Origin of the sequence: Caballeronia sp. INML2, from assembly GCF_023631365.1 — a bacterium.
Classification (GTDB): Bacteria; Pseudomonadota; Gammaproteobacteria; order Burkholderiales; family Burkholderiaceae; genus Caballeronia; species Caballeronia turbans.
Genome location: NZ_JALQDH010000046.1, coordinates 206571 through 229600 on the forward strand (window position 1 = coordinate 206571; position 23030 = coordinate 229600).

General features: G+C 64.5%; 21 protein-coding genes. 13 read left to right on the forward strand and 8 right to left on the reverse strand.

The window, feature by feature from the left end; all coding sequences use genetic code 11:
* Positions 1 to 5 precede the first annotated feature (5 nt).
* Together NCT32_RS15665 and NCT32_RS15670 are read left to right on the forward strand one after the other, a co-directional pair.
* A complete protein-coding gene (locus tag NCT32_RS15665) occupies positions 6 to 1613 on the forward strand; it encodes a carboxyl transferase domain-containing protein (protein ID WP_061118199.1) in 1608 nt (535 codons plus the stop codon).
* A gap of 17 nt (positions 1614 to 1630) precedes the next feature.
* Positions 1631 to 3634 (forward strand): acetyl/propionyl/methylcrotonyl-CoA carboxylase subunit alpha, encoded by a 2004-nt coding sequence (locus tag NCT32_RS15670; RefSeq protein ID WP_061118198.1) that lies wholly within the window; start codon positions 1631 to 1633, stop codon positions 3632 to 3634.
* On the opposite strand, the gene NCT32_RS15675 is transcribed toward NCT32_RS15670, so the two are convergent.
* Positions 3624 to 4151, reverse strand: coding sequence for an OmpA family protein (locus NCT32_RS15675; RefSeq protein WP_061118197.1), 528 nt, complete (start codon positions 4149 to 4151; stop codon positions 3624 to 3626). The two genes, NCT32_RS15670 and NCT32_RS15675, sit on opposite strands and share 11 nt — an antisense overlap.
* Before the next feature lie 178 nt (positions 4152 to 4329).
* Between NCT32_RS15675 and NCT32_RS15680 the strand changes: the two genes are divergently transcribed.
* The gene (locus tag NCT32_RS15680) at positions 4330 to 5418 is read left to right on the forward strand and encodes an AI-2E family transporter (protein WP_061118196.1); all 1089 of its coding nucleotides are present in this window, start codon (positions 4330 to 4332) and stop codon (positions 5416 to 5418) included.
* Positions 5419 to 5438: 20 nt separating this feature from the next.
* Here NCT32_RS15680 and NCT32_RS15685 read toward each other — a convergent pair whose 3' ends face one another.
* From NCT32_RS15685 to pcaH, 3 genes are all read right to left on the reverse strand, one after another.
* A complete protein-coding gene (locus NCT32_RS15685) occupies positions 5439 to 5744 on the reverse strand; it encodes a DUF2288 domain-containing protein (protein ID WP_061118195.1) in 306 nt (101 codons plus the stop codon).
* Positions 5745 to 5832: 88 nt separating this feature from the next.
* Positions 5833 to 6441, reverse strand: coding sequence for a protocatechuate 3,4-dioxygenase subunit alpha (gene pcaG, locus NCT32_RS15690; RefSeq protein ID WP_061118194.1), 609 nt, complete (start codon positions 6439 to 6441; stop codon positions 5833 to 5835).
* Positions 6442 to 6447: 6 nt separating this feature from the next.
* Positions 6448 to 7149 (reverse strand): protocatechuate 3,4-dioxygenase subunit beta, encoded by a 702-nt coding sequence (gene pcaH, locus NCT32_RS15695; RefSeq protein WP_061118193.1) that lies wholly within the window; start codon positions 7147 to 7149, stop codon positions 6448 to 6450.
* A 115-nt stretch (positions 7150 to 7264) separates the two neighbouring features.
* Between pcaH and pcaQ the strand changes: the two genes are divergently transcribed.
* Together pcaQ and NCT32_RS15705 are read left to right on the forward strand one after the other, a co-directional pair.
* On the forward strand, positions 7265 to 8203 hold the full coding sequence (gene pcaQ / locus NCT32_RS15700; protein WP_061118192.1) for a pca operon transcription factor PcaQ: 939 nt from the start codon (positions 7265 to 7267) through the stop codon (positions 8201 to 8203).
* Positions 8204 to 8404: 201 nt separating this feature from the next.
* Entirely contained in the window at positions 8405 to 8773 is a 369-nt protein-coding gene (locus NCT32_RS15705; RefSeq protein ID WP_250477331.1) for a response regulator, read from the forward strand.
* Positions 8774 to 8780: 7 nt separating this feature from the next.
* On the opposite strand, the gene NCT32_RS15710 is transcribed toward NCT32_RS15705, so the two are convergent.
* Positions 8781 to 9494, reverse strand: a complete 714-nt coding sequence (locus NCT32_RS15710) for a 1-acyl-sn-glycerol-3-phosphate acyltransferase (RefSeq protein WP_061118190.1) — start codon at positions 9492 to 9494, stop codon at positions 8781 to 8783.
* Between the two features lie 157 nt (positions 9495 to 9651).
* Here NCT32_RS15710 and pip point away from each other — a divergent pair, with 157 nt between their 5' ends.
* Positions 9652 to 10641 (forward strand): prolyl aminopeptidase, encoded by a 990-nt coding sequence (gene pip, locus NCT32_RS15715; RefSeq protein WP_061118189.1) that lies wholly within the window; start codon positions 9652 to 9654, stop codon positions 10639 to 10641.
* 3 nt (positions 10642 to 10644) lie between these two features.
* Here pip and NCT32_RS15720 read toward each other — a convergent pair whose 3' ends face one another.
* A complete protein-coding gene (locus tag NCT32_RS15720; protein WP_086961036.1) occupies positions 10645 to 11946 on the reverse strand; it encodes an EAL domain-containing protein in 1302 nt (433 codons plus the stop codon).
* A gap of 227 nt (positions 11947 to 12173) precedes the next feature.
* Between NCT32_RS15720 and NCT32_RS15725 the strand changes: the two genes are divergently transcribed.
* From NCT32_RS15725 to NCT32_RS15735, 3 genes are all read left to right on the forward strand, one after another.
* A complete protein-coding gene (locus NCT32_RS15725) occupies positions 12174 to 12596 on the forward strand; it encodes a hypothetical protein (protein WP_014251177.1) in 423 nt (140 codons plus the stop codon).
* Positions 12597 to 13144: 548 nt separating this feature from the next.
* Positions 13145 to 13921 carry a hypothetical protein gene (locus NCT32_RS15730; protein ID WP_061118188.1) on the forward strand — a complete coding sequence of 259 codons (777 nt, stop codon included), beginning with the start codon at positions 13145 to 13147 and terminating at the stop codon, positions 13919 to 13921.
* A 156-nt stretch (positions 13922 to 14077) separates the two neighbouring features.
* Positions 14078 to 17047, forward strand: coding sequence for a bifunctional diguanylate cyclase/phosphodiesterase (locus NCT32_RS15735; protein ID WP_061118187.1), 2970 nt, complete (start codon positions 14078 to 14080; stop codon positions 17045 to 17047).
* Positions 17048 to 17059: 12 nt separating this feature from the next.
* Here NCT32_RS15735 and NCT32_RS15740 read toward each other — a convergent pair whose 3' ends face one another.
* Positions 17060 to 17269 (reverse strand): hypothetical protein, encoded by a 210-nt coding sequence (locus NCT32_RS15740; protein WP_061118349.1) that lies wholly within the window; start codon positions 17267 to 17269, stop codon positions 17060 to 17062.
* A 225-nt stretch (positions 17270 to 17494) separates the two neighbouring features.
* Between NCT32_RS15740 and NCT32_RS15745 the strand changes: the two genes are divergently transcribed.
* Positions 17495 to 18718, forward strand: coding sequence for an ROK family transcriptional regulator (locus NCT32_RS15745; protein ID WP_061118348.1), 1224 nt, complete (start codon positions 17495 to 17497; stop codon positions 18716 to 18718).
* A gap of 2 nt (positions 18719 to 18720) precedes the next feature.
* Here the strand turns inward: NCT32_RS15745 and NCT32_RS15750 are convergent, their stop codons facing one another.
* Positions 18721 to 19347, reverse strand: coding sequence for a LysE family translocator (locus tag NCT32_RS15750; RefSeq protein ID WP_061118186.1), 627 nt, complete (start codon positions 19345 to 19347; stop codon positions 18721 to 18723).
* A 129-nt stretch (positions 19348 to 19476) separates the two neighbouring features.
* Here NCT32_RS15750 and NCT32_RS15755 point away from each other — a divergent pair, with 129 nt between their 5' ends.
* The 3 genes from NCT32_RS15755 (at position 19477) to hutI (ending at position 22976) form a co-directional block, all read left to right on the forward strand.
* Entirely contained in the window at positions 19477 to 19941 is a 465-nt protein-coding gene (locus NCT32_RS15755) for an Lrp/AsnC family transcriptional regulator (RefSeq protein WP_061118185.1), read from the forward strand.
* A 144-nt stretch (positions 19942 to 20085) separates the two neighbouring features.
* On the forward strand, positions 20086 to 21759 hold the full coding sequence (hutU, locus tag NCT32_RS15760) for a urocanate hydratase (protein ID WP_061118184.1): 1674 nt from the start codon (positions 20086 to 20088) through the stop codon (positions 21757 to 21759).
* Positions 21756 to 22976: an imidazolonepropionase gene (gene hutI / locus NCT32_RS15765; RefSeq protein ID WP_061118183.1), complete on the forward strand. Its 1221-nt coding sequence runs from the start codon at positions 21756 to 21758 to the stop codon at positions 22974 to 22976. Before hutU ends, hutI begins: the two co-directional genes overlap by 4 nt.
* The last annotated feature ends 54 nt before the right edge of the window (positions 22977 to 23030 follow it).

Below are 23030 nucleotides of genomic sequence, written 5' to 3' on the forward strand. Positions count from 1 at the left end.
GCGACATGACGATCATCGAATCGAAACTGAATCCGCGCGGCGAGGAGTTCCGCACGAATGCGGCGGCGCTCGAGGCGCTCGTCGCAGACCTCAAGGAGAAGGTCGCGAAGATCGCGGAAGGCGGCGGACAGGCCGCGCGCGATCGGCACGTGTCGCGCAACAAGCTGCTGCCGCGCGATCGCATCGCGCAACTGCTCGATCCGGGCACGCCGTTTCTCGAACTGTCGCAACTCGCGGCATACGGCATGTACAACGACGACGCCCCGGGCGCGGGCATCATCACGGGCATCGGGCGCATTGCGGGGCAGGAGTGCGTCGTCGTGTGCAACGACGCGACCGTGAAGGGCGGCACGTACTATCCCGTGACCGTCAAGAAGCATTTGCGCGCGCAGGAAATCGCGGAGCAGAACCGTTTGCCGTGCGTGTATCTCGTCGATTCGGGCGGCGCGAACCTGCCGAATCAGGACGACGTCTTCCCCGACCGCGATCACTTCGGCCGCATCTTCTACAACCAGGCGAACATGTCGGCGCAAGGCATCGCGCAGATCGCCGTGGTGATGGGCTCGTGCACCGCGGGCGGCGCGTATGTGCCCGCGATGAGCGATGAATCGATCATCGTCAAGAATCAAGGCACGATCTTTCTGGGCGGCCCGCCGCTCGTCAAAGCCGCAACGGGCGAAGAAGTCAGCGCCGAAGATCTGGGCGGCGGCGACGTGCATACGCGTCTCTCGGGCGTCGCCGATCATCTTGCGCAGAACGACGCGCATGCGCTCGGCATCGCGCGCAGCATCGTCGGCAATCTGAATCGCGTGAAGACGCCGACGCTCGCGTTGAAAGAACCGCTGCCGCCGCGCTATGACCCGCAAAGCGTCTATGGCGTGATCCCCGTCGATACGCGCAAGCCCTTCGACGTGCGCGAAGTGATCGCGCGCATCGTCGACGATTCCGCGTTCGACGAGTTCAAGGCGCGCTACGGCACCACGCTCGTTTGCGGCTTCGCGCATATCTGGGGCCATCCGGTCGGCATCGTCGCGAACAACGGCATTCTCTTCAGCGAATCCGCCCTGAAGGGCGCGCATTTCATCGAGCTGTGCGCGCAACGCAAGATTCCGCTCGTGTTCCTGCAGAACATCACGGGCTTCATGGTCGGCCGTAAGTACGAGAACGAAGGCATCGCGCGCAACGGCGCGAAGATGGTGACGGCCGTGGCCACGGCGAAGGTGCCGAAGTTCACGGTGATCATCGGCGGCTCGTTCGGCGCGGGCAACTACGGCATGTGCGGCCGCGCATATTCGCCACGCTTCCTGTGGATGTGGCCGAACGCGCGCATCTCGGTGATGGGCGGCGAGCAGGCCGCCTCCGTGCTGGCGACCGTGCGGCGCGACGGCATCGAGAAGAAGGGCGGCACGTGGTCGAAGGAGGAAGAAGAAGCGTTCAAGGCGCCGATCCGCGATCAGTACGAGGCGCAGGGGCATCCGTACTACGCGAGCGCGCGTCTGTGGGACGACGGCGTGATCGATCCCGCGCAAACGCGCGACGTGCTGGGCCTCGGCCTGGCGGCGACGATGAACGCACCCATCGAAGACACGCGCTTCGGCGTGTTCCGCATGTGACCCACGGATGTAATGCCATGTTCAACAAAATACTGATTGCGAACCGCGGCGAGATCGCGTGCCGTGTCGCGGCGACGGCAAAGCGCCTGAACGTGGGCAGCGTCGCCGTCTATTCCGACGCGGACGCGAAAGCCAAGCACGTCGATGTCTGCGATGAAGCGGTGCATGTCGGCGGATCGGCCGCGGCGGAGAGTTATCTGCGCATCGAGCGCATCGTCGAAGCAGCGAAGAAGACCGGCGCGCAGGCGATTCATCCGGGCTACGGCTTTCTGTCGGAGAACGAGGACTTCGCCAATGCGTGCGAGAAGGCGGGTCTCGTCTTTATCGGACCGCCCGTCGAAGCGATCCGCGCGATGGGTTCCAAGGCGGCCGCGAAAACGCTGATGCAGTCCGCTTCCGTGCCGCTCGTGCCCGGCTATCACGGTGACGATCAGGATCCTTCGCTGCTTCAGCGCGAAGCGGATCGCATCGGCTATCCGGTGCTTCTGAAAGCGAGCGCGGGCGGCGGCGGCAAGGGCATGCGTGTCGTCGAGAAGAGCGAGGACTTCGCGGCGGCGCTCGCATCGTGCAAGCGCGAGGCGGCGTCGAGCTTCGGCAACGATCGCGTGCTGATCGAGAAGTATCTGTTGCGCCCGCGTCACGTCGAAGTCCAGGTGTTCGCCGACAAGCACGGCAACGCGGTTTATCTCTTCGATCGCGACTGTTCCGTGCAGCGTCGCCATCAAAAGGTGCTCGAAGAAGCGCCCGCCCCGGGCCTTCACGACGAAACCCGCCGCGCGATGGGCGAAGCCGCGGTCGCGGCGGCGCGCGCGGTGAATTACGTCGGCGCGGGCACGGTCGAATTCATCCTGACGCAGGACGGCCAGTTCTACTTCATGGAGATGAACACGCGCTTGCAGGTCGAGCATCCGGTGACGGAGATGGTGACCGGGCTCGATCTCGTCGAATGGCAACTGCGCGTGGCGGCGGGCGAGCCCTTGCCGCTGAAGCAGGACGAGCTGAAGGTGCACGGCCACGCGATCGAGGCGCGCATCTACGCGGAAAATCCGTCGCGCGGGTTCCTGCCGTCGACGGGCACGCTCAAGCACGTGCGCATGCCGCACGCGGTCGAGTTCTCGATCGACGGCGACGTGCGCGTGGACAGCGGCGTGCGTCAGGGCGACGCGATCACGCCGTTCTACGATCCGATGATCGCGAAGCTGATCGTGCATGGCCGCGACCGCCGCGATGCGCTCGCGCGCATGGCGCGCGCGCTGGCGGAGTGCGAGATCGTCGGGCTCTCGACGAACGTGGAGTTCCTGCAACGCATCGTGAAGAGCGAGCCGTTCAGCGCGGGCGATCTCGACACGGGCCTGATCGAGCGTCATCACGACGCGCTGTTCGAGCCTACTCACGTCTCGCGCAAGAAAGGGCTTGCGCTCGCGTGCGCGGCGCTGCTCACGCGCGAGGGCGGCGAGGCGCATGGCCAGTCGCCGTGGGATGCGCTGTCGCACTGGCGCATGGCGGGCGGCTACAGCCAGGATTTGAACTGGCGTGCGCTCGATACGGACGAAACGCTCAAGGTCGTGTTCACGAAGAACGGCGACAAGCATTTGCGGTTCGATGACGAAAGCGCGCGCTTCGACTGGTCGCACAGCGGCGCGACGTCATTCGCGGTCCGGCTCGACGATGCGCTGATCAAGGGCCACGTCTTCACCGACGGCGACGTCTTCCACGTCTTCCACGAAGGCGCGGCGTTCCAGTTCGAGTGGCAGAACCTGATGGCCCATGCGGGCGATGCCGAGCACGAAGGCCGTCTCACGGCGCCGATGCCCGGCAAGGTGATCGCGGTGCTCGTGGAGGCGGGCGCGACGGTGACGAAGGGCGCGCCGCTGATGGTAATGGAAGCGATGAAGATGGAGCATACGATCGTCGCTCCGGCCACGGGCAAGATCGGCGAGATTCTGTTCGAAGTCGGCGATCAGGTCGCCGACGGCTCGCAGTTGCTCGTGCTGGAGGTGGAGCAGGCGGCTAGCGCTTGACCTTCGCGGGCGTGCCGAGCAGCGTCTCTTCGCTCTCGGCGCGCACCAGAATCTCCACACGGCGGTTCAGCGCGCGGCCTTGCGCCGTGTCGTTGCTGGCGATCGGCCGCTGCCACGCCATGCCTTTCGTCGCGATGCGCTCGGCCGGTACGCCGCGCGCGATCAACGCTTGTGCGACCGCCTGGGCGCGCGCATCGGAAAGCGCACGGTTATAGGCCAGCGTGCCCTGGTTGTCGGTATGGCCCTCGATCAAGATGGGGCGCATGCTGCGCTTCAATACTTGAGCCGCGCGATCGAGCAGCGGCGAATAGCCCGCGCGGATCGTCGATTCGTCGCTATCGAAGAGCGGTGCCTCGGGCAACCGCATCTCCACGCCCCCTTTGACCGGCAACATGATGATGCCGTTTTGCGCGTTCAACTGATCTTCCTTCGACCGGTTGAGGCCGCTGGAACATCCGGCGAGCAGTGCGAGCGACAAGCATGCGCCAGCCGTTGCGCGTGAGGCTATGTCCTTCATTTGCAAGATTCCTGCGTCGATGGCGAGTTTTGATTATAGGGAGCGCGAAACATGCCTTTTGTAAATAAAGTGCATCACTGCGCGCATCGAGTGGAATGATTCGTGCGTGATTACAATGCTGGCGGGCGATTCATGTTCTGCCGACAATCGACACATCACGAAGAGGAACCACTCACTCATGGCGATCCAACCGCGCAACGATCCGACATCGGGCGCATCGGAACACACGCGCAAGATGCAGCGCGCCGCGTCGGCGGTGTTCTATGCGGTGCTCGTGCTGGTCGCGCTCTATACGGCGCGCACCTTCATTCCGGCGGTCGTGTGGGCGAGCGTGATCGCGATTGCACTATGGCCCGCGTTCGGCTGGCTCGAGCGCCGGCCGATGTTCAGGCGGCATCACAACCTGCTCGCCGTCGTGCTGACGGCGGCAATCGGCCTGTTGTTCGTCGTGCCGTTCTTCATCGTCGCGGCGCAGACCGCGAACGAAGCGCACGACATGCTCCACTGGTTTCACGAGGTATTGCGCACCGGCATTCCGATGCCCGCTTTCATCGAACATCTGCCGATGGGTTCGCAGCAGATCGGGCGCTGGTGGCAGGAGAATCTCTCCACCCCGCTCGAAACTTCGCCCGCCGTGAAGAACCTGCACGGCGCGAACGTCGTCGCGATGACGCGGCACTTCGGCGGTCGCGTGGTCCACGCCGTCGTCATCTTCGGCTTCATGCTGATGACACTTTTCTTCGTGTTTCTCGCGGGCTCGAAGCTCGGCGAGCAACTGCTCGCGGGCTCGCGCCGCGCGTTCGGCCCGGATGGCGCCGCGATCGTGCGGCGCATGGGCGAGTCGGTGCGCAGCACGGTGGTGGGTCTCGTCGTCGTCGGGCTGGGCGAGGGCGCGCTGCTCGGCATCGCCTATGCGGTGACGGGCGTGCCGCACGCCACGTTGCTCGGCATGCTGACGGCCGTCGCGGCGATGCTGCCGTTTTGCGCGCCGATCGTGTTTCTCGGTTCGGCGCTGTGGCTGCTTGCGCAGGGCTCGATGATCGCGGCGGCATGCGTCGCCGTGTTCGGGATGATCGTGGTGTTTGTCGCCGAGCACTTCGTGCGGCCCGTGCTGATCGGCGGTTCGGCGCGGTTGCCGTTTCTGCTCGTGCTGTTCGGCATTCTCGGCGGCGCGGAGACCTTCGGGCTGATCGGGCTGTTCATCGGCCCGGCGCTGATGACGATTCTCGTCGTGCTCTGGACGGATTACGTCGTCGACCGGAGCTAGCGCGTTTCGAGGCCGTGAAATCAGCCGCGTTCCTGCACGCAGACCCACGGCGAGAGGACGACGGCCCACAATTGCGGATCGCGCGCGGCGAGATCCGCAGCCGTCTCAGCCTGCATGCGCTCGATCAGCCCGGCGGCGAGCCATTGCGCGACCTGTTGCGTGTCGTCGGCGGCGAGGGATTCTGCGACGCTCACGAGATCGAGATCGCCCTTCACCCAGATGAGCTTGCCTTGCGCGAAGAAGCGCTCCAGTTCGGACCATCCGATCTGGGCGGTTTCACCGAGGAGCTTGACGTAGAGCGGGCTGGGCGTGGGAGCGTCGGACATGGAAGAAAGCGGATAAAAGACAAAAGGCGTCCGACACTATAGCGCAGTGCCGGACGCCTTTCGTTTCAAACAACTGCTGCGAGAAACTTTACAGATCGAAGAATACGGTCTCGTTCGGGCCGCGCAGATGGATGTCGAAACGATAGATCGTGCCCGACGAACCCGGCTTGCCCGACGCGCCCGCCTCGCGCTTCGCGATCAGCGTATGACGGCGCTCGGCCGGCACGCTCTGCAGCACGGCGTCCTTCGCATTGGCTTCGGTTTCGTCCTCGAAGTAGATGCGCGTGTACGCATGCAGCAGCATGCCGCGCATCAGCACGATGACGTCGAGATGCGGTGCGGAGTCATCGGCGGTCGCGCCCGGCTTCACCGTATCGACGATGAAGCGCAGCTTCGGATCCGTGCCCGTGCCCACGCGGGCAAAGCCGCGGAAGCCCGATTCGCGCGCTTCCTGCACGTTCTGCACATAGCGGCCGTTCGCATCGGCCTGGGCGACTTCGATCAGCGCGTCGTTGACGGGCTTGCCTTCGGCGTCGAAGACATTGCCGACGACGGCGATATGCTCGCCCGGCACTTCACGATCCGCCGCCGATGCGGTGAAGAGGCTCTTCAGATCGAAGTTGTATTGCTCGGGAACCAGGCCGTAAGCGAAGTACGGTCCGACGGTCTGCGAAGGGGTCTGTTTCAGCGTGGTCATGTTCGGTTACTCCGTCGGCGTTTGATCCGGGCCGCGCAGCACGATGTTGAATTCGTAGCCGAGCGCGTAGTTTTCCTGCGTCGTGTCGATCGAGAAGGAAGAGACGAGACGCTCGCGTGCATGCTCGGGAATGCCCTGGTAGATCGGATCGAGGTCGAGCAGCGGATCGCCGGGAAAGTACATCTGCGTGACGAGGCGCGAGCCGAAGTATTCGCCGAAGAGCGAGAAGTGGATGTGTTGCGGACGCCACGCGTTCGGGTGATTGCCCCACGGATACGCACCCGGCTTGATCGTCATGAAGCGATAGCGGCCTTCGTCGTCGGTCAGGCAGCGGCCCGCGCCGAGGAAGTTCGGGTCGAGCGGCGCGTCGTGCTGGTCGGCCTTGTGGACATAGCGGCCCGCGGCGTTCGCCTGCCACACTTCCACGAGCGTGTTGCGCACCGGACGGCCGCCCTCGTCGAGCACCCGCCCCGTCACGATGATGCGCTCGCCGAGCGGTTCGCCGTTCTTGGCGGCGTTGCGGGTGAGATCGTTGTCGAGCACGCCCAGATCGTCAGCACCGTAGACCGGCACACGTCGGTTGCGCAGATTTTCCTTCAGCGCAATGAGCGGCAAGCCCGGGCTGCGCAGGATCGACGACTTGTAGCCCGGCGACAGATACGCGGGATGGGATTCCCAATCGCGCGGTGTGAGGATGGGGGAGGTCATGTCGACTGTCTCCTGTATTTGTGGAAGTTGAATAGGATGTTTCTGACGGCTACTTTATAGAACGACGCAAGTTATGGAAAATGATGTTTCGTGCCATCTTGCATAACGGATCGTCATGGATACCGACTTCACCAACACCCGCGTCAAGTTCCGGCATCTGCAGTGTTTTCTTGCCGTCACGCAGCTCGGCAGCGTGCAGCGCGCCGCCGACAGCTTGTCGATCACGCAGCCCGCAGTCTCCAAGACAATCGGAGAACTCGAATCCATTCTAGGCGTACGGCTCTTCGAGCGCGGGCGGCGCGGCGCGGTGCCCACGCGCGAGGGGCGGCTCTTCGCGCCGCACGCGAGCGCGTGTGTCGCGTCCTTGCGGGAGGGCGTCGACATGCTCTTGCGCGAACGCGGCGACATGCCCGGGTCCATTGCAATCGGCATCTTGCCGACGGTCGCGCCCGTGCTGCTCTCGCCCGCGCTGATGTCGTTCCGGCAACAGTGGCCGGCGGTGTCGCTGTCCGTCTGGACGGATTCCAACGCGCTCCTCCTGGAGAAGCTCAAGGCGGGCGACGTCGATCTCGTCGTCGGGCGGCTGTCGGAGCCGGAGGCGATGCACGGGCTGTCCTTCGAGCAGATCTATCGCGAGCCGCTCGCCGTGGTCGTGCGCCGCGAGCATCCGCTGACGCTCGAGACGCCGCTCACGCCCGCCTTGCTCGCGCGCTTCGTGATCGTCGTGCCGCCGTTCGGCACGTTGATTCGTCAATCGGCTGAAAGCGTGCTGACGGCGTTCGGCGCGCATGCGCTGACGGCGCTCGTCGAAACCTTGTCGGTGTCGCTCGGGCGCTCGCTCGCGATGAACAACGACGCGGTGTGGTTCGTGCCCGCCGGCGCGGTGGAGCAGGACATCGCACTCGGGCTGCTCGCCGCGTTGCCGATGCCCTTCGCCGGCACCGACGAGCCCATCGGCCTGATTCGCCGCAACGACGCCGCGCGCACGCCGGTGGAAGAAACGCTCGTCGATGCGTTGCGCGAAGCCGGCCGATCGCGCGCCGGGAGCAAATGACCGGCGACGCCGGGCGGCGCGCAAGTTGCTGAGGCAGCATTTACCGCGCAGATTTCGCGCGGAAGAAATACTATGACGAAAGCGGCAGTACGAAGTGACTGCAACAAACGCCGATGGCGGCGGTCACATCCGAGGTTGTTCGCCGCCTCCGCCGTGGACACCCCATCGCACACACACGCCGCACTCGAACATGTTCGCAAGATGAAGACCGTACTGCTCGTCGACGACGACCCCGCCACCATCGAAGCCTGGACCCTCTGCATGCAAGGCGAGGACTGCACCGTCTTATGCGCGTTCGACGGCAACGGCGCGTTGACGATACTCGGGGAAGAGCGGGTGGACATCGTCGTGTCCGACTGGATGATGCCCGGCCTCGGCGGCGCGCTGCTCTGCCAGACAATGAAGAACGACGCGGCGCTCGCGCACATTCCCTTTCTGATGATTTCGGGGCATCCGAATCCGCCGGCTTTCGTCAGCTACGACGGCTATCTGCGCAAGCCCGTCGACATGGAGACGCTGATTTCCGCTGTCAATCGCCTGTGCGCCGCGAAGAAGCGGCCTCTGTATTGAGCGTCGTTCAACGCAATTCCGCCAGCGCCTCATCCATCTGGGACTGCGCGAGGCGGTTCAACTCCTGTGGAATCTCGCAATCGAGCGGCAGACAAGGCGTGACGATGACGCGGATATGCCCGCCGCGATCCGGCCAGCCCTTCGCCGGCCAGACCTTGCCCGCGTCATGCACGACGGGCACGACCGGCACCTTCGTCGCGCAGGCGAGGCGCACGCCGCCCGATGCGAGCTTGAGCGGCGCATCGTGCGCGACGCGCGTGCCTTCCGGAAAGATCACCACCGAATCGCCTTTCTTCAGCCGCGCGGCGCACTCGCGCGTCACGGCGGCGTGCGCCTGGCGGATCGATCCGCGGTCGAGGCTCACCATGTCGAGGCCGCGCAGCACCCAGCCGAAGAACGGAATATTCATGAGTTCGTGCTTGAACACGAAACTGATGCGCCGGGGAAAGAGCGCCATGAACGAGAGCGTCTCCCAGGTCGATTCGTGTCGCGACAGGATGATGCACGGCCCGTCGGGCAGATGCTCCAGTCCTTCGATCGAGCACGTGACGCCGGTGATGACGCGCATCATCCCGACCATCGCGCGGCACCAGAGCTTCGCGAGCCAGTAACGCCCGTTGCGGCCGACGAACGGAAACAATGGCAGGATCAGAATCGACCAGACGATGCCGCTGCCGAGCAAATAGGTTGCAAAGAGCCACTTGACGAAGGTGCGTCGCATCGGGATTCGTGAGATGACGGGAATGACGAACGGCGGGAATCCGCAAGCATAGCGTATCGGGCGAAATGCGCCGGACGGGCATCGCGCGTCATCCGGTGTCATCGAACCGATGCAACAATGGACCCCGACGAAACACATTCAGCAAGGATAAAGCGCAATGGACAATCAATCGCCGGTGCAGTTCGACGAAGGCATGCTCGACGTGGGCGACGGTCATTCGATCTACTGGCGCGCGCAGGGCCCGCGCGAGGCGCCCGTGATGCTTGTCGTGCACGGCGGCCCCGGCGGCGCGATGAACGTGAAGTGGGCCGAGGTGCTCGAAGCGGACAAGTGGCGCGTCGTGTTCTTCGATCAGCGCGGCTGCGGCAAGTCCACGCCGTTCGGCAGGCTCGAGGCGAACGGCATCGACGCGCTCGTCGGCGACATGGAAAAGCTGCGCGTCGCGTTGAAGATCGAGCAATGGGCGATTTTCGGCGGCTCGTGGGGCACGACGCTCGGGCTCGCATACGGCGTTGCGCATCCGCAGCGTTGCACGGGCTTCCTGCTGCGCGGCGTTTTTCTCGCGCGGCGCGAGGACATCGACTGGTTCCTGTGGGACGTGCGGCGCGTCTTTCCCGAGGCGCATCGCGCGTTTCTCGATGCGATCGAGGCCGCGTGCGGCAAGCGTCCCGCGAACGCGCACGAGATCCTGCAGATGACCGAAGCGCCGCTCGCGCGCTTCGACGAGGCCGGCACACGGCTCGCGCGCGCGTGGACGCAATACGAGACGACGCTGTCCGTCGTCAACAAGCCGGAGAAGGAACCCGCCGAGGAAGAGAAGCGCCCGAGCGCGGAAGCCAACGCCGCCGCCATTTCAATGGCGCTCCTCGAGCGTCACTACATGGCGAACGAGCTGCCGCCGGCGCCGCTGTTGCCGCTCGTCGTGCGCATCGCGCATCTGCCTTGCCGGATCGTGCATGGACGCTTCGACATGGTGTGCCCGGCCGATCAGGCCGTGGACCTTGCCGCGCGCTGGCCCGGCGCGGAGCTGGCCGTCGTGAATGCGGCGGGGCACTGGACGTTCGAGCCGGGCAATCTCGCGGCATTGCGCGCAGGCGCGGCGGCGCTTGCCAGTTCGATCGCGCAAGTGAAAAGCGCCGCCGCCTGAGGCTCAGAAGACCGAGGGCGCCGCCTGGCTCAGCCTGCGCCAGTCCAGGTCCGCGCCGATCACGACCGGCTTGCCGGCGCGCTGCATCGCGACCGTAAGCGTTACGCACAGCGACGTCCCCGTCACGGAGAGATAAGGCGCGCTCGTCACCACCTGCTGCGGTTTCGCGTGCGCATCGACGAAGTACGGGCGATTGTCCCAGCGTCCGGTCGACGGATCGGCGATCGGCGCGAAGCGCTCGCTCGGTGCAATCGCGGCCGCGCCCGCTAGCCCGGGCAGGAACTCGCGTCCGTTCTGATCGAGGAAGAAGCAACTGAGCGTGCAGGGCAGCGCGAGCAGATCGGCGCAGGCGGATTCGGTCGTCGCGCCGGAGGCGAAGCGCCGTGCGGCCTGCGTGAGTCCCGCGCGATAGGGCAACAGAAGCAGATCGCCCGCGAGGCGCTCGGTGCGGCGCATCTGCGCGAGCGCATCGAACACGTCTTCGAAAAGCGGCGTGGCCGCGCCCCGTTCGGCGAGTTGCGCCGACGGCATGCCGAACAGATAGCCCTGCACGAAATCCACGTTCGAGCGCGCGGCGAGCATCAGATCCTCGCCCGTCTCGATGCCTTCGGCGACCACGAACATCCCCGACTCGTGCAGAAGGTCGACGAGCTTCGGCATCAGCGCGTCGCGCATGTGTGCGCTTCTGGCCCGCACGAGACTGCGATCGAGCTTCACGATGTCCGGCCGCAGCGTGATCAGCCGGTCGATGTTGGAGTGCCCCGCGCCGAAATCGTCCACCGCGACAAGAAAGCCCTGCGCGCGAAACGCGCGCGTCGCGCGCGAGATGTCCTCGACGTCCGTGCCGCCCGACTCCAGCACTTCGATCACGAGCCGCTCGGGCGCGAGACCCGCTTCGCGCGTGGCCGAAGCGAGCCGCGCGGCATAGCCCGGTTTCGTGAAGGTCGCCGGGTTGATGTTGATGAAGAGCCACTGCGCGGCGGGCAGCATGGCCGCCGCATTGCGCAGATGCGCGAGATGGCTCATGCGGTCGAGTTCGGTCAGCTTGCCCGCCACGATCGCGCGCCCGAAGAGATCGAACGGTCCGACGAGCGCGCCGCCGCCCGTCTCGCCGCGCAACAGCGCCTCGTAGCCCACCTCCCGTTGATGCGGCAGGCTGTAGATCGGTTGCAGATGCGTGCGCAGCGCGATGCCGTCGACGACCTCCGTCTGTCGGGTCAGCACGTTCAGGCGGACGTGGAGGCCGGGCGCCGCGCGGCGCCCGGCGAGGGCGTACGGGAAGCGCGCGCCGGCAGACGAACGCACGAGGGAGCAGTCAGGTCGATGAACGGCACGGCAGTCACGCGTTTCGGTGGGGATGAGCGCAATATCGGCCGGTCGTGCGCAAACTTGAGCATCGAATCGGTCCATGCGTCGGCGGTTTGCCGCCGGGGCCCGCGCGTCCTATCTTTGTTGGTGCGGTGCTACGATCCGCCTGCAACTTAAGCCGGGCCGCACTCGTCGAAAGTTGCAACGAACCCCTAGAGAGAGATATGGCGCAACAGAAAACCAATCCCAAACTCGAGCAGGCGCTGACACGCGGCGATCTCGCGATCCGCCAGGCCAACTCGGGCCGCGCCACCGCCGTGCTGCGCGCGCTCGGCAAGATGATCGTGGAAGCATCGGCGACCATCGGCGTCGAGGCGCACGTCGTCATTCACGATGGCGACAAGATTTACGATCCCGCCGACGGCGTGTGGCCTCAGCAATTGCTGGTGTCGCTCGATGGACCGGTCGAAGAAAACGATCCGGACGAGATCCGCACGATCACGCTGCTTGCCGATACCCCCGCGACGATCTTTCGCTGCGAGTGGCAACGCGCCGACGGCAATATCGGGCGACAGGAAGGCCGTCCGCTCGCGATGGTGGCTTTCATAACCGATGTCGACATCCCGTGGCTCGACGAAGACGACTGAATTTTTAATCCGCTTCAGCGGAATTCACGCAGTCGACATGATTATGTCGTGATAGGGCGGGCGTTCTTCCAAAAGAACGCCCGCTTTTCGTTTCACATTTCGGGCTTCCGAATCCCAATCTCTGCGCTTTCCCGATTTCGCACATTGTGCGAAGAAAAATGTAAGCAAACGTTACCGAACCCCTTTTTATAAGTGTTTTCCAGCGTTTACGCGATGCTCCGCGGCGGTTCGGCGAAGGCTATTCTCCTGATTGCCTCTCGCGTCGATTGGTGGCTGCTCGCCCTCGTTCTTTCACCCTCATCGGGCTCGCATATTCGCTCACGGCATATGCGTATATGGTTTGCGGCGGCTACCGGCGATGGGCTTTTTCGTCGATTAGAAGCTTTCTTCCACAGCTTTAGCCTGAAAGTTGCTGAGAAACAGTAGCAAGCGCGCACCCCGTTTTTCGACTTCGTGAGAGGCTCGTTTTGCCCGTGTAGGGAACCCTCCAATAAACGTCCTCAACACGCGGCATCTTTCCAATCGCCAAGAAAAAATGGGGTTTACAAATGGAACGTCTGAACCTTGCCAAGAACGCCGCCGCTAACCAATCCGAACCGGCGGTTCGCCCAGCTCTCACGGTCGTGCCCGCACTTCAGAAAAGCGAGCGTATGCCGTTTACTATCCGTATCGTCCGTGACGATGCCGGATTGCAAAAAGCCGTGAGCATCAGACGTTCGGCCTATGGGCGGCATCTGCCCGAATTCGCCGAAAAGATGACGATCGAGTCCTCGGATCACGATCGCGGGACGGCCGTGCTTCTGGCTGAATCCAAGCTGGACGGCGCACCGCTCGGCACCATGCGCATTCAGACCAATGCCTATGGTCCGCTCGCCGTCGAGCAGTCGGTGCGTCTGCCCGAGCATCTGGCGACGAGCCGCCTCGCCGAAGCGACGCGTCTCGGCGTCGCGGGCGGGATGGTGGGCCGGGTGGTCAAGGTGGCATTGTGCAAGGCGCTCTGGATGTTCTGCGAATTGCACGAGATCGATTACATGGTGATTACGGCGCGTACGCCGCTGGATCGGGAGTATGAGGCGATGCTCTTCAAGGATGTTTTCGGCGCGGGCGAATTTCTGCCGATGTCCCATGTCGGCGGCCTGCCGCATCGGGTGCTGGCGAAAGACGTCGCCGCTGCGCGCCAGCGCTGGGAAGAAGCCCGTCATCCGCTCTTCAATTACATGGTGCACACGCATCATCCCGACATCGATTTGCATTCTGTAGATTTATCTTTTGACTGGGAACCGGTACGATGCCCTGAAGCTCCGCTGATGGCTTACGGCAGGTGAGAAAGGCACGATCGTATCCAGGAAGGTAAAAGCGAATAACCGGATCAAGGAGCGGTCCGGTAGGCCAAAAGCGGTGGTGCGCGGGGATCCTTCGCGCTCCGCCGCTGTCTGCGCCGGCGCATTTCTCGCTGCGCGCAAACGGGGGTTTTTCCAGGTATGGCGTCGGTTATTCCAGCTTCCTTATCGAGATTCAGACGCACGGGCTCGTGGATCGACGACGCGCTGTACGCGGTCGCCGTTTATGCCGTGCCGATCCTGATTTTGCTCGGTACGATCGCGACGCTTTACTTCCTGCCGCGTCAATATGAAACACGCGGCGCGGTCCCTCTCGCGCTGCGTGTCGTCGCCGATAACGGCGGCATCACCACACCCGCCGAGGCGCTCGACGCGCTGCAAGGCGCTGCGCCCGTTTCGCGCTACAGCACGCGTCTGTCCGAAAAGCCAATCTGGTTCAGCTTCACAACGCCTAGCATGAGCGCGGAATCATCGACGGTCGTCGAATTGCCATCGCGCCATGCGCAAACGCTTGCCTGCTGGAACGCGAGCACGCTCGCGCCGCTCGGCCAGGCGGACCGCGACAGCGTGAGCGGCGAGATTCGCACGGTGAAGGCGGGCTTCTTCATACAGGTCGGCCGTATCAGACAGGCGGAGAACGTTCTGTGCCGGGGCACCTTTTCCGGTCCTGCGCAGATCAATGCGTACGCGTGGGAATGGCAGGGCCTGCGCAGTTCGGCGCTCGATTTCCAGGAGAGTTCGGGGCTGATCGCCGGTGGTTTGCTGACGCTCGCGGTGTTCGTCTTCGTCACGGCGCTCATCAATCAGGAATGGACGTATGTGATTTTCGCCGTGTGGCTCGTCGGCAATCTGCGGCTCTGCGCGAACGCGATGGGCTGGGACATGCAATGGCTCGGCCGCGTGCTGCCGTCGGAATTCATGCAGCCGTTGCGACAGTTTACCTTCGCCGCCTATTACTTGCTGACGGCCGCGCTCTTCCAGCAGCTTTTCCGGCGCGAGTTGCGCGTAGTCGGCTATCGCTGGCTGCTGCGCGTGATCCAGTATGTCGGCATTGTCTTGCTGGCGGCCGCGTTCGCACTGCCGTATGCGCTTTTCATTCCGACGCTCTGGATCATCGCGGGGTTCGGCATCTGCGTGCTGCTGTTTTTCCTCGCGCGGCTCGTGTGGATGGCGCGCTCGCGCACCGTGCTCTGGTATGTCGCGTCGCTCGGCGTCGTGCTGTTCTCGACGTTCTCCGAAGTGCTCGGCGCGGCCTTCGGCCTGAAGGTGCTCGTCGGCGGCGTCAATACGGTGATGGCCGCGCTGTCGTCGAGCATGATGGCGGCCTTCGCGATCGCCGAGCAGATGCGCGCCGAACGCGATTTCCGCCGTCAGGCGCAGATGGAATTGCGCAACACCTACGAAGTCACGCCGATCGGCCTCTTCACGCTCGATGCCGACGGTCACTTCGTGCGCGCCAATCCCGCGTTGCGCGCGATGCTCGATCTGCAAAAGAGCGACTACAAGGCGCGCCATTGGAACGACTATTTCGAGGCGGGCGCGTGGGGCGCGTTGCAGGCGCTGGCCTCGAAGGGCAGCGACGGCGAACTCGAAATGGGCGGTTCGCCCGAGCGCGGCACCGGCGAACGACGCTACTTGCTGAAAGCCATCCGCTCGAACGGATGGATCGAAGGCTCGCTGCAGGACACGACGGAACGTTCGAAGGCCGTCGAGCGGCTGCGTTTTCTCGCGGAGCACGATTCGCTGACGGGCTCGCTGAATCGCCGCGGCGTAGAGAAGGCGATTTCCGCGCAGAGCGAAGAGACGCTCCCGTGGGCGCTCGCGTATGTCGACCTCGACCGCTTCAAGCTCGTCAACGATCTCTTCGGCCATCGCAGCGGCGACGAAGTGCTGCGCCAGGTCGCGGCGCGCACACGGGCGCACTTCTCGCGCAGCTATCCGGTCGGGCGTATCGGCGGCGACGAGTTCGTCTGCGTGATGCACGACACGTCGATCGAAGACGCCATCGCGCAATGCCGCGAGCTCATTTCGATTCTCTCCGACGCGCCGTACCAGGTCGGCAATCGCGCGTTCCAGGTGAAGGCGTCGATCGGTCTCGTCGAATGCTCGCAGGGCGTGCGCGTGCAGGACGCGCTTTCACACGCGGATCGCGCGTGCCGTGAAGCGAAGAAGGTCGCGCACACGCATCTCGTCACCTATCGCAAGGGCGCGGCGGCATTCGAGGAGCGCGCGGAGGAACTGAGGCTCGTCGAGACGCTCGGGCGCAATCGCCTTCCGCCGGGGCTTTTCCTCGTGATGCAGCCGATCATGTCGCTGTCCGCGCCGACCGAATCGCTCAACTTCGAAGTCCTGTTGCGCATGCGCGCGCCCGACGGCGCGACACTGCCCGCGGGCAAGGTGATCGTCGCGGCGGAGGAATCGGGCAATATCGCCGCGATCGACCGCTGGGTCATTTCGACGCTGCTCGACTGGATCGAGGCGCATCAGCACCGGCTCGGCAACACGCAGTTCATTTGCGTGAACCTGTCGGGCGGCTCGCTGAACGACGAGCAGTTCATGGAGGACATCTTCGCGCTCTTCGCGCGTCATCAGTCGATCGTGCATTACCTGTGTCTCGAGATCACGGAGAGCGTCGCGCTGCACGATCTGGAGAACACGCAGCGCTTCATCGCGCGCGTGCACGACATGGGCGGCAAGATCGCGCTCGACGACTTCGGCGCGGGATACACGTCGTTCAAATATCTGAAGGCGCTATCCGCCGATGCGCTGAAGATCGACGGCGAGTTCGTGCGCTCGATGTGCGCGCATCCGGCGGACATTGCGATCGTCGAGGCGATCGTCGCACTCGCGCGCAATCTCGGCATGCGCAGCGTCGCGGAGTGGGTCGAGGACGTCGATACCTTGCGCGCGTTGCAGGAGATCGGCGTGGATTACGTGCAGGGCTTCCTGATCGCGCGGCCGCAGGAGAGCTCGGCGATTCTCGCGGCGAGCTCGGCCGCGAGTTTCGTGAAGGATCCGGAAGTGATCAGTTTCGTCGAAGGCCTGTCGGAGCCGGCACAGGCGAACGTGTTCGACTACGAATGGCACGCGCGTGCCTCAGGGACGCACTGAGCCCGGCACGGCTCAGGCCGTCTTCATCTCGTTCAATACCTTTGCCGCCGCAATCGGAATGCGCGTGTCGTCCCATTGCGCGAGCCATTGAATCTCCTTGCGCGTGAAATAGCCCGCGTGATTGCGCAGCGCGAACTGCAGCGAATCGACGATGTGATCGCGAATAATCTGCGGCGCGTTCTCGTCCTTGACGATCGCGTGTAGGGCTTCGAGTGTGCTCATGTTTTTGCCGGGCGTGTGTGTGTCGGGGATGACCATCTCGCCGACCATAACCGACCAAAAATTCGTGAAAAAAATCGGCCTGCATCGCGCGGCCGGTCTATGAACGGGCGCTTGATAAAATCGGCCCGGATGTCTTTACTAAATAAAAAGACTGGATTTAATCGAACGGGGACGAACACATGAACGATGTCCGGCGCTCGCGGCTGCCCGGAGAGGCGCGAGCCGATGTCTGAGCGGCCCGCGCGCAAAGCCTCGGCGCATTCCGTCGGCTCGAATCAGCTCGGCATGCGCCAGTTCAACGAGCGCATCGTCCTGCAGGCGATCCGGCTCCACGGCGCGCTGCCCAAGGCCGACATCGCGCGCATGACGCGCCTGTCGATGCAGACGGTCTCGCTGATCGTCGATCATCTGATCGAGGACGGCCTGCTCGCCAAAGAGCCGCGCGCGCGCGTGCGCGGCCGCATCGGTCAGCCGTCGGTGCCGATCTCCCTGCGTGCGGACGGCGCGTTTTCCATCGGCGTGAAAGTGGGGCGGCGCAGTCTCGACGTGCTGTCGATGGACTTCGCCGGCAACGTGCGCGCGCGCGAAACGCTGGCCTATCCGTATCCCGATCCGCATACGCTCTTTCCCGCGCTGGAAGAGCGGCTCGCGCGCACGATCGGCGCGCTCGGCGACGGCGCACGGAAGATCGCGGGCATCGGCGTCGCGGCGCCGTTGTGGCTGGGCGGCTGGCGCGACTTCTTCGACACGCCGCCCGATGTGCTCGCGGCGTGGGACGACATCGACATCCGCGAACGGATCGAAGCGATGACGGCGCTGCCGGTCGAGTTCGCCAAGGACACGACGGCCGCGTGCGCCGCCGAACTGGTGATGGGCCAGGGACGCGGGCTGCGCAACTTCCTCTATGTTTTCATCGGCACATTCATCGGCGGCGGACTCGTGATCGACGGCCGATTGCACGCGGGCCCAAGCGGCAACGCGGGCGCCATCGGCTCGTTGCCGCTGATGAGCCACGGCAACGGACGACGCGCGGGGCAACTGCTCGACAAGGCGTCGGTGTATGTGCTCGAAAAGGCGTTCGTCGCGGCGGGCGCGCCGGCCGCCGCCGCGCACGACGAGCGCGCATGTTCGCCGCCGTTGCGCGCGCTATCGGACGCGTGGATGCGCGGGACGTGTCCCGCGATCGCGACGGGCATCGCAGCGTCGGCGGCGCTGCTCGATCTCGAAGCCGTGGTGATCGACGGTGAAATCGACCGGATCTTGCTGCGCGAGGTCATCGGGCGCACCGACGACGCGCTCGCCGCGTTCGACTGGCAAGGCATGACGCGCCCGCGCCTCGTCGAAGGGCAGATCGGCCCCGACGCCCGCGCAATGGGCGGCGCGATCCTGCCGCTCTATGCGCATTTCGCGCCGAAGCACGAGCTTTTTCTGAAGCCGCTCGACGCCTGAGGTCAGTCCAGTGAGAGCCGCGCGGCGAACGCGAGCAGCGCGGCGGAGAACGTCCAGCGCTGCACGGTCTGCGCTTTCGGATGGCGGCGCAGCCAGCCGGAAATTCGCACCGCGCCCGCCGCCAGCGTGAGGTCGAACAGGACGCCGACCGCAACCAGCACGACCCCCAGTTCCAGCACTTGCGACCAGACCGGACCGCTCTGCGGCCGCACGAATTGCGGCAGCAGCACGGAGCAGAACAGCAGCGCCTTCGGATTGAGAATGCTGCTCAGAATGCCCTTCGCGTAGGCCGAACGCAGCGTGGATGCGGCCGCCTGACCGGGCGTCGCGTCGAGCCCGAACGCGGGCGATCGGAAAATCTGAATCGCCACGTAAGAGAGATACAAACCACCCGCGATGCGCACGCCGTCGTAAAGCCACGGCGCGCTGCGCAAGAGCGCGGCGACGCCGAGCGCCGATAGCGTCACATGCGTCGCCCGCGCCGTGGCGAGTCCGCCGGCCACGGCGAGACCGTGGCTCAAACCGCGCGTGCCGCTCGTCTGAAGCACGAGCGCCATGTCCGGTCCGGGCAGCGCATACACCACCGCGAGCGCGCCGATGAAAACCCATAGCAAGTGTGCCGAGACCATGATGCGCTCCTGTTTCGATGGCGATATCGTGCCACTTCGGAGGGAGCGTTTTCTGGCTTTTTTACTCCCGATATGGTCATCAAGCGAGACTTTCCCCTAGAATCGGATCAATAAGAAGGGGAAAGCTCCATGATCGAAATCGATCGTATCGACCGCGCCATGCTGGCCGCGCTTCAGCAGGACGGCCGCATGCCTGTCGCGAAACTCGCCGAGCGCGTCGGCCTGAGCGAGACGCCGTGCGCGCGCCGGCTCAAGCGTCTGGAAAGCGAGGGCTACATCGACGGCTATCGCGCGGTGCTGTCACGCAAGGCGCTCCAGTTGGGCGTCGTCGCGTTCGCGCAGGTGCGCTTCAGCGTGCACGATCGCGCGCTGTCGGATCGCTTCGAGCGCGAAATTCAGGGGATTCCGCGCATCGTGTCGTGTCACAACATCTCGGGGACGGCGGATTATCTGCTCCAGATCATCGCGCGCGATCTCGACGAATACGGCGTCTTCATGCGCGACATCCTGCGAACCTTGCCGGGCGTGACAGCCGTCGAATCGATGCTCTCGCTGCGCGAGGTGAAGCGCGACAGCGGCGTGCCCGTGCCCTGATAATTGTCTATACAAGGCTGAGGCGAACACGGCGAGAATAGCTCCGGGATTCCCCTAATACAACCTAAGTTGTATATACAAGAACATGAGACTCATTCGATGGCGTCCCATCGACACTCTCTTTCTTGATGCGCAGGAGCATTCGTGACTTCATCCTCCCGTTTTCGCGACACCGAGATCCGCGCGCCGCGCGGCACCCGACTCAACGCCAGGAGCTGGCTGACCGAAGCGCCGCTGCGCATGCTGATGAACAATCTCGACCCCGAAGTGGCCGAGAATCCGAAGGAACTGGTGGTGTACGGCGGCATCGGGCGGGCGGCGCGCGACTGGGCGTGCTACGACAAGATCGTCGAGACGTTGAAACGCCTCGAAGCGGACGAGACGCTGCTCGTCCAGTCGGGCAAGCCGGTCGGCGTGTTCAAGACGCATGAGAATGCGCCGCGTGTTCTCATCGCGAATTCCAACCTGGTGCCGCATTGGGCGAATTGGGAGCACTTCAACGAGCTCGACGCGAAGGGCCTCGCGATGTACGGACAGATGACCGCCGGCAGCTGGATCTACATCGGCAGCCAGGGCATCGTGCAGGGCACCTATGAGACCTTCGTCGAAGCCGGACGCCAGCATTACGGCGGCGAGCTCAAAGGCCGCTGGGTGCTGACCGCCGGTCTCGGCGGCATGGGCGGCGCGCAGCCGCTTGCAGCGACGCTCGCGGGCGCGTGTTCGCTGAACATCGAATGTCAGCAAAGCCGCATCGATTTCCGTCTGAAGACGCGTTACGTCGATGAACAGGCGACCGATCTCGACGACGCCCTCGCGCGCATCCAGCGCTACACGTCCGAAGGCCGCGCGATTTCCATCGCGCTGTGCGCGAACGCGGCGGACATACTGCCCGAGCTCGTGCGCCGCGGCGTGCGTCCGGACATGGTTACCGATCAGACGAGCGCGCACGATCCGCTCAACGGCTATCTGCCGAAAGGCTGGACCTGGGCGCAATACCGTGACCGCGCGCAAAGCGATCCGGCGGGCACGGTGAAGGCCGCGAAGCAATCGATGGCCGAGCACGTCCGCGCGATGCTCGCGTTCCGCGAACAGGGCGTACCGACGTTCGATTACGGCAACAATATCCGCCAGATGGCCAAGGAAGAGGGCGTCGACAACGCGTTCGATTTTCCGGGCTTCGTGCCGGCCTACATCCGTCCGCTTTTTTGCCGCGGCGTCGGGCCCTTCCGCTGGGCCGCGCTCTCGGGCGATGCGGAAGATATCTACAAGACGGACGCGAAAGTGAAGGAACTCATCGCCGATGACGCGCATCTGCATCGGTGGCTCGACATGGCGCGCGAGCGCATCAGCTTTCAGGGCCTGCCGGCGCGCATCTGCTGGGTCGGGCTCGGCCAGCGCGCGAAGCTCGGCCTCGCGTTCAACGAGATGGTGCGCAACGGCGAGTTGTCGGCGCCGGTCGTGATCGGCCGCGATCATCTCGATTCTGGCTCGGTCGCGAGTCCGAACCGCGAAACCGAAGCGATGCAGGATGGCTCGGACGCCGTGTCCGACTGGCCGCTTCTGAACGCGCTCCTGAATACGGCGAGCGGTGCGACGTGGGTCTCGATTCATCACGGTGGCGGCGTCGGCATGGGCTTCTCGCAGCATGCGGGCGTCGTGATCGTGTGCGACGGCAGCCGCGAAGCCGATGCACGCATCGCGCGCGTGCTGCACAACGATCCCGCGACGGGCGTCATGCGCCACGCCGACGCGGGCTACGACATCGCCATTGAATGCGCGCGCGAGCAGGGCCTCGATCTGCCGATGATCACGCGATGAAAACCCTCTGGCACCACTGCCACGCCGCGACGATGGCCGGTGGCAAGTATTCGATCATCGAAGACGCGGCGATCCTGACCGACGGCGCGCGCATCGAATGGATCGGGCCGTCCGCTTCGGCGCCGGAAATCGGCGACTGCGGGCGTGTCGATCTCGAAGGCGCGTGGGTGACGCCGGGGTTGATCGACTGCCACACGCATCTCGTTTTCGGCGGCGATCGGAGCGGCGAGTTCGAAGAGCGGCTCGAAGGCGTGAGTTATGCGCAAATCGCGGCGCGTGGCGGCGGCATCGCGAGCACCGTGCGCGCGACGCGCGAAGCCAGTGAAGACGCGTTGTTCGAAGTCGCGAAGAAGCGCGCAGTCGGTCTGATGCGCGAAGGCGTGACCGCGCTCGAAGTGAAATCCGGCTACGGGCTCGATCTCGCCAGCGAACGCAAGATGCTCGCCGTGGCGCGACGTCTCGGCGACACGCTGCCGCTCACCGTGCGCGCGACCTGCCTCGCCGCGCATGCGTTGCCGCCCGAATACGCGAACCGCGCGGATGACTACATCGCCTATGTCTGCGACGAGATGTTGCCGGCGCTCGTCGAAGAAGGTCTCGTCGATGCCGTCGATGCATTTTGCGAGCACATCGCGTTTTCGACGCAGCAAGTCGAGCGTGTGTTTCGATGCGCGCACGAACTCGGCGTGCCCGTGAAGTTGCATGCCGAGCAGTTGTCGTCCTTGCATGGATCGTCGCTTGCGGCGCGCTATCGGGCACTGTCGGCGGATCATCTCGAGTACATGACGGAGGACGATGCCATCGCGATGGCGCAGTCCGGCACCGTCGCCGTGCTCCTGCCGGGCGCGTTCTACATGTTGCGTGAAACCCAAGTGCCGCCCATCGACGCGCTGCGGCGTCATCGCGTGCCGATCGCGCTCGCGAGCGATCTGAATCCCGGTACGTCGCCGGCGCTATCGTTGCGCATGATGCTCAACATGGGATGCACACTGTTTCGCCTGACGCCGGAAGAAGCGCTCGCCGGCGTGACGATTAATGCGGCGAGCGCGCTCGGACTGCGATCGACGCACGGCTCGCTCGAAGCAGGAAAGGCCGCGGATTTTGTCGCCTGGCGGATCGACAGGCCTGCTGAGCTTTCGTATTGGCTCGGCGGCGCGCTGCAAAATCGCGTCGTGCGTGGCGGCGCGGAGACTGATTTCGAGCGCATCGCGCGATGAAACAAAACGCCTCGTCCGGGCCGGGACGAGGCGTTGCGCCAGAAAAGAAACGAT